The 15,770-nt window shown below is 50.4% G+C and carries 10 protein-coding genes; all 10 read left to right on the top strand.

Features of this window, described 5'->3' with window-relative positions:
- The first annotated feature begins 1 nt into the window (after position 1).
- The 10 genes from EXU85_RS02035 (at position 2) to EXU85_RS01990 (ending at position 15,562) form a co-directional block, all read left to right on the top strand.
- A complete protein-coding gene (locus tag EXU85_RS02035) occupies positions 2-1,537 on the top strand; it encodes a SusD/RagB family nutrient-binding outer membrane lipoprotein (protein ID WP_142770472.1) in 1,536 nt (511 codons plus the stop codon).
- A gap of 134 nt (positions 1,538-1,671) precedes the next feature.
- A complete protein-coding gene (locus EXU85_RS02030; protein WP_142770471.1) occupies positions 1,672-3,027 on the top strand; it encodes an enolase C-terminal domain-like protein in 1,356 nt (451 codons plus the stop codon).
- A gap of 168 nt (positions 3,028-3,195) precedes the next feature.
- Positions 3,196-4,443, top strand: coding sequence for a galactonate dehydratase (gene dgoD / locus EXU85_RS02025; RefSeq protein ID WP_142770470.1), 1,248 nt, complete (start codon positions 3,196-3,198; stop codon positions 4,441-4,443).
- 57 nt (positions 4,444-4,500) lie between these two features.
- Complete coding sequence (locus tag EXU85_RS02020) at positions 4,501-7,491, top strand: TonB-dependent receptor (RefSeq protein WP_142770469.1); 2,991 nt, start codon at positions 4,501-4,503, stop codon at positions 7,489-7,491.
- Between the two features lie 101 nt (positions 7,492-7,592).
- Positions 7,593-9,065: a RagB/SusD family nutrient uptake outer membrane protein gene (locus EXU85_RS02015; RefSeq protein WP_142770468.1), complete on the top strand. Its 1,473-nt coding sequence runs from the start codon at positions 7,593-7,595 to the stop codon at positions 9,063-9,065.
- A gap of 205 nt (positions 9,066-9,270) precedes the next feature.
- Positions 9,271-10,185, top strand: a complete 915-nt coding sequence (locus tag EXU85_RS02010; RefSeq protein WP_246859401.1) for a hypothetical protein — start codon at positions 9,271-9,273, stop codon at positions 10,183-10,185.
- Positions 10,186-10,251: 66 nt separating this feature from the next.
- Positions 10,252-12,504: a PQQ-binding-like beta-propeller repeat protein gene (locus EXU85_RS02005; RefSeq protein WP_142770467.1), complete on the top strand. Its 2,253-nt coding sequence runs from the start codon at positions 10,252-10,254 to the stop codon at positions 12,502-12,504.
- A 25-nt stretch (positions 12,505-12,529) separates the two neighbouring features.
- A complete protein-coding gene (locus EXU85_RS02000; protein ID WP_142770466.1) occupies positions 12,530-13,537 on the top strand; it encodes a 2-dehydro-3-deoxygalactonokinase in 1,008 nt (335 codons plus the stop codon).
- 5 nt (positions 13,538-13,542) lie between these two features.
- Positions 13,543-14,196, top strand: coding sequence for a bifunctional 4-hydroxy-2-oxoglutarate aldolase/2-dehydro-3-deoxy-phosphogluconate aldolase (locus EXU85_RS01995; RefSeq protein ID WP_142770465.1), 654 nt, complete (start codon positions 13,543-13,545; stop codon positions 14,194-14,196).
- Positions 14,197-14,266: 70 nt separating this feature from the next.
- Complete coding sequence (locus EXU85_RS01990) at positions 14,267-15,562, top strand: MFS transporter (RefSeq protein WP_142770464.1); 1,296 nt, start codon at positions 14,267-14,269, stop codon at positions 15,560-15,562.
- Positions 15,563-15,770: the final 208 nt, after the last annotated feature.

Genomic DNA, 15,770 nt, shown 5'->3' with positions numbered 1-15,770 from the left:
CATGAAAACAAATCTAAAATATACCCTTACTCTACTCCTCTCATTGAGCCTGCTATCAGGCTGCGATCAGGGCTTCGACGAGGTCAATACCAATAAGGTGGACCCAACCTCGCTGTCTCCATCAATGGTTCTCAACAAGGCAATCATCAGCACCAATTACCTCGATGGCTTTGGTACACTGGGCATGCTGACCTACAATTTCGGGATTGTTCAACAGATCATTACACCCTATGGAAGTTCGCTATCCGGTGCCAATTACGACCAGATCAATGGTAGTAACACGCCCTTAGTCTGGACTAACTTCTACCGCAACGTGCTGAAGCAACTGGTAGCTACGCTGGATCAAACCAAGAGCGATCCGCTTCAATCCAACACTTACAACGCAGCCCGCATCTGGAAAGCCTATGTATTCATGATCCTAACCGATACCTATGGGGATATTCCCTATTCTCAGGCAGGCCAGGGCTACACTACGGAGATTATCACGCCTAAATACGATGCGCAGCAGGATATTTATAAGGATATTCTGAAGGAACTCGACGAAGCCTCAGCCGCTTTGACCACCGCCCAAACACCCGTGGTTACCGATATCCTGTACGGGGGCGATGTTGCCAAGTGGAAAAAACTGGGCTATTCACTCATGCTGCGAGCCGGTATGCGTTTGACCAAAGTCGATCCCACGATGGCCGAGACGTATGTAAAAAAGGCTGTAACCGGGGGCGTATTTCAATCCAACGCCGACAATTCGATTCTCCGTCATACCGCCATATACAACAACTACATTGCGAATCACCTGGCCGCCCGCGAAAAAACCAACTTCTACCTCGCGGCACCGTTTGTGAATTACCTGAAAGAGAACAACGACCCCCGCTTACCCATTTTTGCCGTGCGCTATGTAGGTGCCAAAGGTGGTCAGGAACAGGTAGCCGCGCGCGCTTCGTCTGATCCAGCCGTACAGATTGGTATGCCAATGGGTTATAATGACGTATCGATTACCACAGTACTTGCGCAAAACAACGTGGTCAGTCTGTGGGATTTTTCGCAGGTTAACCTGAACACGGTACTCAAGTTAGATGCGCCCGAATACCACATCACCTACGCGCAGGTTCAGTTCAATCTGGCCGAAGCGGCTGTACGGGGATGGGTAGCCGGAACAGCTGCCGATTATTTTGCCAAGGGTATCCGGGCCAACCTCGAACAAATGGCGTCGTATGGAACAGCCATTCCAGAAACAGCAATCAAAGCCTATCTGGATGCCCACCCGCTGGATGCCAGTAAAGCCCTGGATCAGATCAACACGCAGTACTGGGTGGCCAGTTTCCTGGATGGCACCGAGGCATTTGCCAACTTCCGACGCAGTGGCTATCCCGCCCTGAAGAAAAATCCGTACCCCGGCTCTGAAGTGAAAGGCGATTTCATCCGGCGCATGCCTTATCCCGATAGCGAGATTGTCGTTAACTCAGGAAGTTTGAACGAAGCAATCACCCGACAGGGCCCCAACACGCTGGATACCCGCGTTTGGTGGGATAAGAAGTAATGTTTTTCTGACAGGATTTACAGAATAAACAGAATTGTGTAGATGAAAAATAATCCTGTTTATCCTGTAAATCCTGTCAGAAAAGAACTCATTAACAGTCAAGTAAAATCGCTCAACCCTCTACCAATTCTCCCATGAATAAAACCGATCAAAGTCGTCGCGATACGTTAAAAATGCTAGGCTTTGGCTCATCCGCCGGTGTGTTAGGGCTGTTTGGCGGCATCTCCACCGCCGAAGCCCGCGAGCAACAGGGTAAGCCTCAGTATGCCGTCGGGATGCCTCCCGTCAAGATCAAAAGTGTAAAGGCCATTGCTACGGCTCCACAAGGTTCCAACCTGATTGTCGTGAAAGTGGAAACCACCGAACCCGGTCTCTATGGGTTAGGCTGCGCTACGTTCACCCAACGGGCTGCTACCGTGATTGTAGCCATCAACACCTATCTGAACGAGTTCTGTGTAGGCAAAGACGTGGACAACATCGAAGACATGTGGCAGGCGGCTTATGTCAGCTCCTACTGGCGAAATGGGCCCGTGCTTAACAATGCCCTCTCCGGACTAGATCAGGCACTTTGGGACATCAAAGGCAAACGGGCAAAAATGCCGGTATACCAACTGCTGGGCGGAAAAGTACGATTTGCTATCCCCTGTTACACCCACGCGGGCGGAAACACTCCCGAAGCCGCTGCCGATAGTGTGAAGAGCTTCATGGAAAAGGGGTTCAAGTATATCCGCATTCAGCAGGGCGGCTATGGAGCCGTGGGCGCCACCGCCGACAAACCTGATTTCAAAGTAGCTGGCTTTGGGGGTGAAACCGACAACTACATGAACGAGCGGCTCTACCTGAAATCGGTACCCAAAATGTTTGAAGTCGTTCGGAAAGAGTGCGGAGAAGAAATCGAGCTACTTCACGACATTCACGAGCGGGTACAGCCCATCGACGCCATCAACATGATCAAGCAAGTGGAAGAGTACCGCCCGTTTTTCATTGAAGATCCCTTCTCGCCCGAGAACATGAAGTGGTTCGCCAATCTCCGGCAGGCAACCTCCGTACCCATTGCCATGGGCGAGTTGTTCAACAACATCAACGAGTTCAAGGAGCCGATGGTCAACCAATGGTTCGATTTCATCCGGATTCACGTCTCGCAAATTGGGGGCATCACCCCCGCTATGAAAGTAGCCCGATTAGGCGAGTGGTTCAACATCCGCACCGCCTGGCATGGTCCGGGCGATGTCTCGCCGGTTGGTCACGCGGCCCACGCCCACATTGATCTGGCCGTCTGGAACTTCGGGATTCAGGAAGCGGTGCAGTTTTCGGATAAGACGCAGGCAGTATTCAGTGGCTGCCCCACCATGAACAAAGGGTATATGTCGGTCAATGAAGTACCCGGGCTGGGCGTCGATATTGATGAAAAGGAAGCGGCCAAGTATCCGATCACGACCAAGTCCAACTGGCAGGTTCGTAAAATAGACGGGACGATTATTCGGCCGTAGGCCGATAGTTGGCTTATGGTTTTCGGTGGATATCGCATTGGCAGGCCAGCGTAAGACAGGCGGGTGCGGTCGGCACCGAAAACCATAAACTGTACATCAAAAACCAGCTAATTCCTTTTTTTTCAGACTTGCTTAAACGATTAACCATCACGATTTAACCAAACCCGAATGAAACATCCAGCTAAAAAATCCGGCATATCGCGCCGTTCTGCCATACAATCTGTATTGGGTGTGGCCGGCATGGGCACGATGGTATTGCCACAAACGTCTTACGCAGCCAGTCCCGGGCACTTTGCCGATTACAGCAAGGTGAAGATTACAAAACTCGAAACCTTTCTGGTGAAGCCCCGCTGGGTTTTCCTGAAAATCCATACCGATGTAGGCGTTCATGGCTTAGGGGAACCCCTGCTCGAAGGCAGAGCACTAACGATCCAGACCGCTATTAAAGAAGTGGAACCGTACCTGATTGGTAAAGATCCGCGCCATGTTGTCCACCATTGGCAGGCTATTTACCGCCATGCGTTTTACCGGGGCGGCCCCATCTTGACCAGTGCATTGAGCGGCATCGATCATGCCCTGTGGGACATTAAAGGCAAGCTGCTAAACGTACCGGTTTATGAATTGCTGGGCGGTCCTACGCGCGATCGGGTTCGGATTTATGGACGGGCCAGCAATGCGGAGGACATAAAGAAGCGCAAGGCCGAAGGCTACACCGTTATCAAAACGGGGGTTGCGCATAAGAACCCGGCCAACATTGTCGAGAACCCACAATTCATCAACTACGCGGTCGAGAATTTTGCCTCATTGCGGGAAGCGGGTGGCCCGAACATGGACATTGCCATCGACTTTCACGGAAATATTTCGCCCCAAACGGCCAAGGTGCTCATCAAACAATTGGAGCCCTTTCAACCCATGTTCGTCGAAGAACCCTGTCAGGCGCAAAACGTGGATATCCTGGCCGACATTGCGCGGGGCACTCATCTGCCCATTGCCGCTGGCGAACGTATTTTCACCAAATGGGGCTTCCGCGAACTGCTGGAAAAGAAAGCCGTTAGCATTGTCCAGCCCGACCTCTGCCACGCCGGAGGCATCACTGAAGGCCGCCTGATTGCGGGTATGGCCGAAGCCTATTACGTTCCCGTTGCCCCTCATAACCCAATGGGGCCAATCTCCCTGGCAGCGGGGCTGCATCTGGCAGCCAGCATACCCAATTTTCTGGTCCAGGAGCAGGTCTCCCTGGGTGAAGGCTATGTAAAAAATCCGTTCAAGCTGCAAAGCGATGGTACGGTGATGATTCCCAAAGGGCCAGGGCTGGGCGTTGAACTAGATGACGCACTTATGAAGGACAAAATTGGCCACGACTGGAAAAACCCAGAATCCTATAATGCGCTGGATGGCTCGGTAGTGGATTGGTAAGGCCGACCGTCCGCGTTACGTTAAGCAAATTTAACTCCCCCAAATAAACCTCTAAACATGAAAAAAACTGTAAAACTCTTCGTTATCCTGTTGCTACTGGGGCATAGCTACGCCTTCGCCCAGACGGCCAGGGTTACCGGTAAAGTGACCGGTCCAGACAATCAGGGATTACCTGGTGTCAACGTTCAGGTAAGTGGTACCACAACGGGTACCTCCAGCGATGCCTCAGGAAACTTTTCGCTAAATGCGGCCGGCAATGCGTCGCTGGTCTTTTCAAACATCGGTTACGTTGGTCAGACAGTGCCTGTCAATGGACGTTCGGTGGTTAATGTTCAGTTGGCCGAAGATCAGAAAACGCTGAATGAAGTGGTTGTGGTTGGATACGGTACACAGCGTAAAACCGACGTAACGGGCGCTCTGACGGCCATTTCAACCAAGGAGTTTGCCCAGCAACCCGTTACACGTCTGGATCAGGTGCTTCAGGGACGTGCTGCGGGTGTACAGGTAAGCCAGACAAACGGGGCGCCGGGTGGCGACGCCCGGATAAGGGTCAGAGGGGCCAACTCTGTATTGGGCAATAACAACCCCTTGTATGTTGTCGATGGGTTTGTTGGGGCGGATTTCAACTTTGTAAACCCCAGCGATATTGAGACCATCCAGATTTTGAAGGATGCCGCGTCAACCTCCATCTACGGTAGTCGTGGAGCGAATGGCGTGGTGATCATTACGACTAAAAAAGGAGCGAAAGGCCTCAAAGTCAACTACGAAGGCCAGTTCAGCACCTCGGAGGTTATCAAACGATACGACGTATTGCAGGCCGGGGAATTCGCCGAAATCGTTAATGCCCGCGCTACGGCTGTCGGTTCCGGGTTACCGTTCACCACAGATCAGATTGCGCAGTTCAAACAAAACGGCGGTACCGACTGGCAGAGTCTGGTCTTCCGAAACGGAACGGGTCAGCAGCACCAGATTACCCTGTCGGGCGGTAATGACAAAACGACCTTTCTGGTGTCAGGAAACTATTTAAACCAGAACGGCATCGTCAATAACAGTGGGTTTAAGCGGTATAACCTGCGTACCAACATAAACACGCAGATCAACGATAAGCTTTCGTTTCGGTTGAATCTGTGGGGTACGCGGTCACAAAACCACAATACCCTCGATGGGGGCGCCATTGTACAGGCACTGGCTTGGGCACCCACTACGCCTGCTTACGGTGCCGATGGTCAACCGACGTTTACAGACCCGATTGGTTCCGTTTACCGCAATCCGCTGGATTATCTGTATGATCAGTCGGTGGATGCGAATAAGAGCGGTATCAACATCAATGGGGGGATAAACTATAAGCTTCCGATCAAAGGGTTGTCCATCGACTTGCAGTACGCCGTCAATTACCTGAATGCACAAAACCTGAATTTAAACGGCAAGCGACTTTCCAACAACGTACCAACGGCAAGCCGATATTCGGCGGAACAGGTAACCCTGCAAAACACGAATAATCTGAATTACGATGTCAAACTAGGTAATCACTCCATTACCGCGGTTGCCGTACTGGAGACCCAGCAATTCACCAATAGAGACTTTACGGCCAGTGCGTCGGGGCTTCGGTTTCCGCAATTGGGATACGACAACATTGGTGGCAATACAGCCGCTACCGTGGCATCGAGCTATCAGAAATGGACGCTATTGTCATTGCTGGGACGTATAAACTATGGATACAAAGACAAATACCTGGTATCAGCGGCCGTTCGTCGCGATGGATCGTCCAAGTTTGCAGCGGGTAACAAGTACAGTGTTTTTCCATCTGTGGCGCTTGGATGGCGTTTATCAGAGGAAGAGTTCATCAAGAAACTCAACGTATTCAACAACCTGAAACTGCGGGGAAGCTGGGGTATGACGGGTAGCCAGGCACTCGGCCCCTACTCGACCATATCGGCCTATAGTTCAGCCCAGGTTGCCTTTAATAACACGGCGGCTACATCTGGTGTGATTTTAGGTAATCCCGGCAATCCCGATCTCAAATGGGAGACAACCAAGCAGGTCGATGTGGGTCTGGAAATGGAATTCCTGAATGGTCGTTTACGTATCGAAGCTGACTACTTCAAGAAAAACACTTCAGATCTGCTCCTGAACGTAGCCATTCCCAGCTATGCGGGGGGCGGTACACAAGCCCGAAACGTGGGCGAAATTGAAAATAAAGGGGTCGAATTCTCGATTGTTGGTACGCCCCTGGTATTGGGTGGCTTCCGCTGGGAAACGAACCTGAATTTTTCCACCTTACAGAACCGCGTAATCAGTCTGGGCGGTTTGCCACGGCTGGGGCAGGGTACGGGTGTTGGTGCCGGCATGTCGACAACCAATGAGTTTATGCTAATGCCGGGTGAGCCGCTGGGGTCTTACTGGGGCCTGAATTACCTGGGCACCTGGAAACCAAACGAAGCCGATCAGGCAGCCAAACAGGGGCGTGTACCCGGTGATCCACATTACCAGGATTTGAACGGCGACAATTCGATCACAACGGATGATTTTCAGATCATTGGCCGGGCCTTCCCGAAAGCAACGGGAGGCTGGAACAACACCTTTACGTATAAAGGACTGACCCTGAACGTATTCTTCAATGGCGTCTTTGGTGTCGATAAGCTCAATTACACGCGGGCGGCTGCGCTGTCGGGTTCGGGCGATGCGCGGCAATTCATCCTGGCCGAAATCCGGGATTACTACCGGCCAGGCAATGAAACCTCTAACGTTCCGGCCTTTACGAAAACCTATCAGCCCTTCACCCAGTCGAGCCGGTTCCTGGAAGATGGTAGCTTCGTTCGCCTGAAAAACGTAAGTCTCTCGTACACGGTACCCACCGGCTTCATTCATAATAAAGCCAGCATCCGGGTATTTGCGAGTGCAACGAACCTGCTTACAATCACCAAATACAAAGGGCCAGATCCGGAGTCGGCTCGGGTTGGTTCGAACACCGACACCGCCATCGGTATTGACTACGGTTCCTATCCTAATGCAAAACAATATACGCTCGGCATCAACCTGGGCTTCTAAAAAAACGGTTTTCAGTTTTTTGTTTTCGGTGGCTGACGCATGAACGTATCCGCCCAACCGTAACCCGTAAACCGAATACCATAAACCTCATTTGATGAATCATGAAAAAGTTACTAATAATTGGACTGGCGGCTATGCTCACCGCAGGCTGCAAAGGTTATCTCGAAGAAGATACAACCGGGCTATTGTATGGCGGTAACGTTCTCGCGACCCAGGATGGGTTAGAGTCAGCTCTGACCGGAGCCTACCGGGGGTTGGGTAATCAGTGGACATACGGGTTCCTTCACCCATCGGCCAATGCGGCTACCATCGGTAGTGATGACGTGACCACACACCCAGCCAGTAATAAAGCGGACTGGCGTGAATTCGATCAGTTTAACGTGTCGACCACCAACCAACGCTCAGGAGCCGTGTATAATGGCTGTTACAAAGCCATTCAGGCTGCCAACAACGTGATCAATAATTACACAAAAACGGTTGGTACCAAAGCAACAATTGACATTATTGCGGGCGAAGCCTTTTTCATTCGTGGCTTTTCCTACTATTGGTTAACCCGCTTTTATGGCAATATTCCGCTGGTGCTGGCGGGTGAATACTCAGCCGATCTGCTCACAATCAAAAAATCGACACCCGCGGAAGTCTATGCACTAATCGTCGAAGACCTGAAGAAAGCTGAAACCATGCTGCCCAACACCCGGCGCGATCCGGGTCGGCCTAATGCGGGTTCGGCCAAAGCATTTCTGGCGGATGTGTACCTGACGATGGCTGGCTGGCCACTGAAACAAACCGACAAATATGATCTGGCTGCGGCCAAAGCCAAAGAAGTGATTGACAACCGCGCTACCTATGGGTTCTCGCTGATGCCAACCTTTGCCGCCGTTTTCGACAATGATCCGGCGGTGGCTATTATTCCTGAATCGGTGTTTCAGATCAATGGATTTACGGGGGGTAGTGGTACGGCCAACGCTACCTATGGCAACACCACAATGCCCGGCGAAGAGGGCGGCTGGGACGATATGTTTGCGGAGCTTAATTTCTTCAAAAACTTCCCCGAAGGGCCGCGCAAAGATGCCACTTTTCGCACTCAGTTTGGGTTAGGTGCTACCACAATCCCCTGGCAGAACAGCCTGACCAAACACCCCTATTACAAGAAATGGTACATCAAGGGGAATATTGTAACTTCCAGCATTTCGCTGCCCTCCGTCATGATGCGCTATCCGCACGTATTGACCATTTATGCTGAAGCGAAAGCGCGTGGAACGGGTGGCCCGGATCAGGCAGCATATGACGCCCTCAATGCTGTCCGATTACGGGGCTTGCCATCGGGCGCAAAAGCACTCTCGCCCGGCGACGGACTAACAGCCGCCCAGTTTGCTGACGCGGTGGTGCAGGAACGTGCCTGGGAATTTGCCTGCGAACGCACCCGCTGGTTTGATCTGATTCGTCTCGAAAAAGTTGAGGAAGCTAATGCAGCTAAAAGCCCGGACGATCTGCAACCGATCAAGCCGATCACCAAAGCAAATTACTGGTTTCCTCTGCCGTACACCGACACGTCGATTAATCCGAATTTGTAGCATAAAAAGATAGAACGCAGATTTTTATGATGATTATGATTACTATCTAATTATCAGAATCTTAAATAATCGTAATGATCATAAAAATCTGCGTTCCATCTTTTCATCTCTGTTGTTGTCCACTGCCATTACAAATCATATTTAGTTGAAAAAGGCACTCATCTCCACTTTTGTTGTATGCGGTTTGTGTAGCACCACTATGCCAATGGCCGACTGGCCACAGGCTGAGTTATCCAACGACCTCATTCAAACGAGCTTGTACTTGCCCGATGCAGGCAAGGGCTATTATCAGGGTACTCGGTTCGATTGGTCGGGGGCGTTTAACGATCTGACGTATAAAGGGCACAGCTTTATTGAACCCTGGTTTGAGAACTACGACCCCAAACTGCACGATGCCATCAGTGGACCGGTAGAAGAGTTTACTCCACTGGGCTATACGGAAGCCAAACCGGGCGATACGTTTATGAAAATAGGCGTGGGTATGCTTCGGAAGCCCGATGATAAAACCTATGCCTTCGGGAAGTATTACGACATCATGGATCAGGGAACCTGGAACGTAAACAGGTACAAAGACCATATTGACTTTACCCATACCCTTACCAGCCCAACAGGCTATGCCTACGTGTATCGCAAAACGGTAAAGCTCACAAAAGGCAAGCCTGAACTTGTGCTGGAACACAGCCTGAAAAATACTGGCACCTTGCCCATCGAGACGAGCGCCTACGATCATAACTTCTTCATCATCGACAAACAACCCACGGGCCCAACCGTGAACATCGAGTTCCCATTTGATGTGCAGGGAGAGGGAAAAGGCTTTGGCACCACAATTCTGGCACAGGGAAAACGGCTGCTTTATTCCCGCGAATTAGAGAAAAAGGAGCAGGTGTATAGTGCTGGTTTGCAAGGATTTGGCACCACTCCAGCGAGTTACGATATCCGTATCGAAAACCAGAAAACAGGTGCGGGGGTACACATCACGAGCGATCAGCCGCTACAAAAGTTAGTATACTGGGCCTGCGCAACAACCTCCTGCCCCGAGCCATACATACAACTGAAAGCAGCACCCGGACAGGAAGTAAAATGGAAAATAGCCTATGAGTTTTATGAAAAAATGAAGTGAGCAGCTAAGGCTTGATTCTTTAGATTCTATTAACCCCTCTTAACCTACTCCTAACTCAACTTGTCAATGAATTTCTTACTTAAATCTTCTTTTGGAATTCTGATTCTGGGCTGTTTCCTGTCGGCAAATCAGGAGACGAGTGTAATCAAGCCGCAGTTACCCGCCGATGACTGGCCTACGTATGGTGGAAACAATGCGGGAAATCGATACTCGCGACTGAACCAGATCAACACCCAGACTGTCAAAGACCTGACGCTTGCCTGGACCTACGACACGGGCGACAATACGGGAGCGGGCCAACGTGGGATGGACATTCAATGTCAGCCGATTGTTGTAAACGGGGTGCTGTACGGCACGTCGCCCCGCATGAAGCTCTTTGCCGTCGATGCAGCTACGGGTAAGCAGCACTGGCAATTTGATCCCTTCGCCAATCCCGAAAAAAAGCCCCGGTTTCACCCCATCCGTGGGGTTGTGTATTGGGAAGATGGTGCTCGCAACGGCGAACCGGACAAACGTATATTATATTCTGTTGGCTCGTTTCTGTACGCCATCAATGCCTCGACGGGTAAGCTAATTGACAGCTTTGGCCGGCATGGCGAAGTTGATTTGCATGAGGGCCTTGGCGACAAAGAAACACTTGGCTACGACGTCAACAACTTTTCAATCCGTGTTACCACCCCCGGTGTTATTTACAAAGACTTACTGATTACGGGCTCAGCCGTGAACGAAGGGGGAGATGCTCCTCCGGGTTACATTCGGGCGTTTAATGTGCGTACGGGCAAGCTGGCCTGGGTATTCCACACCATCCCGCTGCCGGGTGAATTTGGGTACGAAACCTGGGCCAAAGACTCCTACAAAAAACTGGGCGGAGCGAACTGCTGGGCCGGTATGGTCATCGACGAAAAGCGGGGTATTGTCTACGCGGGAACAGGATCGCCCTCTGTTGATTTCTACGGGGGTGCCCGCCCGGGACAGAATCTGTTTGCCAACTGCGTAATTGCCCTGAATGCAGAAACGGGTAAGCGGGTGTGGCATTTCCAAACCATCCATCATGACCTCTGGGATCGTGATCTGCCCTGCCCACCCAACCTGGTAACCGTTAAACACAATGGCCCCGACGGTCGGCCCCGGCTGGTTGATGCTGTGGCACAGGCAACCAAAGACGGCTATGTGTTTGTGTTTGACCGGGATACGGGCAAACCCTTATTCCCCGTGAAGGAGGTACCCGTTCCTACCTCACCGGCATTACCCGGCGAGAAGCCCTGGCCTACCCAACCCGTTCCAAGCAAGCCTGCGCCTTTTGTCCGGCAGGAGTTAACGGAAAAGGAAATCACGACCCGTACCCCCGAAGCCCACGCCTATGTGTTGAACCAGTATAAAAACAGTCGGGTAGGTAGCAAGTATATGCCCCCCAGCGAAGAAGGGAGCTTGTATTTTGGCTTTGGTGGGGGTGCCGAGTGGGGTGGTAATGCTGCCGACCCCGACGGTATTTTGTATCAGAATGCCAATACTATGCTGTGGTGGCTGAAAATGCGCGATAGCCGGATGCAGGGAACGAACGTAGTCCAAACACGCGGCTCGTCCTTGTTTAACCAGAATTGTTCGGCCTGTCACAACTTGAATCGGACAGGTAGTAGTGCGGCTTCAGCAAGTGCATCCCAAGCCTACCCCGACCTGACCGACGTAGGAAAACGACTGGATCGTGAGCAGATCAACACCTTATTGACAACCGGCCGGGGACGTATGCCGTCCTTTGGTCACTTGTCTAAAGAAGATCGCGACGCCCTCGTCAACTTTTTGCTCAAGAGCGAAACCAAGTCTGAGGCTGTGCCCGATATGCATAGCTCGGTGGTTACGTCGCCCGTGGTCAGGGATGCCGACTTCCCGTACATGCCGCCATATCTGAATAATGGTAACACCCAATTTCGGGATCAGGACAATTACCCGGCCATTAAACCGCCCTGGGGAACGCTGAACGCCATTAATCTGAACACGGGCGAGTACCTCTGGCAAGTGCCACTCGGCGAATACCCCGACCTGACCAAAAAAGGACTGCCACCCACCGGCACCGAAAATCACGGTGGTCCAATTGTAACAGCTGGGGGCTTACTGTTTATTGCGGCTACCTATGACGAAAAACTTCGAGCTTTTGACAAAAAAAACGGTAAAGTGGTATGGGAGTACAAGTTACCCGCCGGAGGCTTTGCGACGCCGATAACCTATATGGCCAACGGAAAGCAATATATTGTCATTGCTGCGGGTGGCACCCGATATGGCTTAAAGTCAGGGGGGTCTTATGTTGCCTTTGCGTTACCGTAAGTAGTACTTGAAACTGATAGAACGAATGAAAAATTATCTGTTAGGTTGCGATTGGGGGACATCCTCTTTTCGGCTACGACTCATCAACAGTATTGATAGCCAGCTTATTGGCGAAGTTACCTCACAGGAAGGCGTAGCAACTATGTTTACTTCCTGGAAGGAAAATGGCGAAATGAATGGAATTTCCAGAGAGCAGTTTTTTCGGGTACAACTAAAGCGTCAGATTAATCTACTGGCAAAGCAACTCGCTATTAATCTGGATGATATACCGATCGTTGTTTCAGGGATGGCCTCCTCCTCTATTGGCATGGACGAAGTTCCGTACGCTACGTTACCGTTTCCAATTGATGGAAGTCTGGCCAATATCAAACGGCTTGGCTCACAGGCTGATTTTCCGCACGACATTATCCTTATATCGGGCATTAAAACGCAGCACGATGTTATGCGGGGTGAAGAAACTCAGTTAATTGGTCTGCTCTCGTTATTGGATATGCTGCATTATAATAGTGACGAGTCGATTTTGATATTCCCAGGAACGCATTCGAAACATATCTACATCCGGAATCAGCTGGTAACCGACTTCCAAACCTTTATGACAGGCGAGGTCTTTAACCTCATGTCGAACTACAGCATTTTGAAAGATTCTGTAGAACCCACTGGCCTGACCGTTTTTGACGAAAGCGAAGTAGACGCCTTTAAACGTGGGGTCAACCAATCGGATCAGTCATCCATTCTGAATAGCTTATTCCGGGTTAGAACCAATCAATTATTCAATCAATTAACCAAACGCCAGAATGCACTTTATTTAAGTGGATTATTAATTGGCAACGAGCTTCAGTCACTTAGTCACCAACCTACCTGGCAATTGATTCTGTGCAGTGGAAACAATTTATACGAACTGTACAAACTGGCCATGGATGAACTGAATTTATCGGAACGAACCATGACCATTTCTGTCGATTTACTTGATAAAGCCACCATTGCTGGCCAGGTTAAAGTAGCGCAGAACCAGCTCGTACTTCTAAGCAAATAAACCATATGGCACAACACGCATTCTCCTGGGAATTGTATTTAAAAGCACCGCTCGTCGGAATTATCAGAGGACTCCCGGCTGAGGTCGTAAGCCAGATTCTCCCTATTTACCAGGAAGCTGGTCTGACAACCATCGAGATAACCATGAATACAGTGGGGGTAGAAACGATGATTCAACAGGCAATTGAAACAACTACTAATGGGCTCAATATTGGCGCAGGTACCGTTTGTACGCTGGAGGATCTTGATCGGGCACTAGAAGCCGGGGCACAGTTTATAGTCACCCCAATTGTCAACAAAAAAGTGATTAAAGCCTGTGTAAAACGTAACGTGCCCATTTTTCCCGGCGCATTCACCCCCACTGAGATTTATAAGGCCTGGTCATTAGGGGCTTCAATGGTAAAAGTTTACCCCGCTACGTCTCTGGGCCCCGACTACATTAAAGACATAAAAGCACCCATGAATCAGTTGAAACTAATTCCAACCGGCGGCATTAGCCTCCACAACATGGCAGCCTACTTTAAAGCCGGAGCTGATGGCGTAGGCATTGGTAGCCACTTATTCGACAAGACGCTCATCCAACAGCAAAACTGGTCAGGCTTGAAAGAACACTTTCAGCACTTCGTCAACGAAATGATGACGGGGTCACCCGCGCGGTGATGAATGCGCTAAAAAGGTAAATCATTCATCATTCATCATTCATCATTCATCATTCATCATTCATGATAAAATGCTCAATTTTAAACTAAGGAATTATCGCTGGTTCATTGTTTTTTTATTGTTTGCCGCCACAACGATCAATTATCTTGATCGGCAGATAATTGGTTTATTAAAGCCCATTCTGGAGAAAGAATTTAGCTGGACTGAAACCGATTTCGCCCGTATCGTAATCGCCTTTACAGCAGCTTATGCCATTGGTCTACTGCTGGTTGGCTGGTTTGTTGATAAAGTAGGAACAAAACTAGGGTACTCTGTTACGATTATCTGGTGGAGTGTGGCCGGGATGCTTCACGCGCTGGCCCGCTCGGCTTTTGGGTTTGGCGTGGCCCGCGTTGGGTTAGGCCTGGGCGAAGCCGGTAATTACCCCGCAGCTGTAAAAACGGTGGCGGAATGGTTTCCGCAGAAAGAGCGGGCTTTAGCAACTGGCCTATTCAATGCCGGAACCAGTATTGGTGTCGTGGCAGCGTTACTCATTGTGCCCTGGATTTTAACGCACTACGGCTGGCAGGAAGTCTTCTGGATTACGGGGGCGTTAGGCTTTGTGTGGCTATTTTTCTGGCTTATTTTCTACGATATACCAGCCCGACAAAAACGATTATCTGCCGACGAATACGCCTACATCATCAGCGGACAGGAAACAGAAACCGAGGGGAAAGTAGCCATAAAATGGGCCAGGTTATTCACCCTGCCACAAACGTGGGCACTCATTACCGGCAAAGGCCTGATTGACCCTATTTACTGGTTTTTTCTGTTCTGGCTACCTTCCTATTTCTCCTCGTCGTTTCAATTAGACCTCAAGAAACCGAGCCTGGAGCTCATGTTAATATACACGGCCACAACCGTTGGCAGCATTGGTGGCGGAGCCTTATCCTCGTGGCTTATCAAACGCGGCTGGCCTACTTTGAAAGCCCGAAAACTAGTGCTGTTAGTCTTTGCCTTTTTAGAGTTATCCATTATTTTAACGCAGTTTGCCACCAGTGTTTGGGTCGCCGTCGGGCTGATAAGTCTGGCCGTTGCTGTGCACCAGGCCTGGGCCACCAACGTATTTACCCTGGCCTCTGATCTGTTTCCCAAACAGGCGGTCAGCTCGGCTGCGGGGATTGCCGGTATGGCGGGGGCTGTAGGTGGCATCCTGTTTCCTATTCTGGTTGGCAGTTTGTTGGATACCTATAAAGCAGCCGGGAATTTAGCTGGTGGCTATAACGTACTGTTCACTGTTTGTGGATGTACCTACCTAATTGCGTATGGAATTATCCATTTGCTAACCCGAAACCCCAAAGTCGTTCACATAAACCAGTTGACGTAAGGAGCCATACGTATTGGACGAGCCATGGCTACCAGTAAACTCAGGTTGCTTCTGACCAACCTAAACATACGAGACTACCCTACGGGTTTGACCCGCCTTCCAGTAGTTAGTAAGCAGAGCGTCCGAAGCGTACACCTCTCACTACTCATTGAGCAATCGTTGAGGAAATAAGCTTTTTCCTGGTAGGGATTTATAGGATGGCTCAATG

The organism is Spirosoma sp. KCTC 42546 (assembly GCF_006965485.1).
Lineage (GTDB): Bacteria > Bacteroidota > Bacteroidia > Cytophagales > Spirosomataceae > Spirosoma.
The sequence above is the reverse complement of the archived record's forward strand: the minus strand, read 5'-3'. Positions and strand labels throughout refer to the sequence as shown.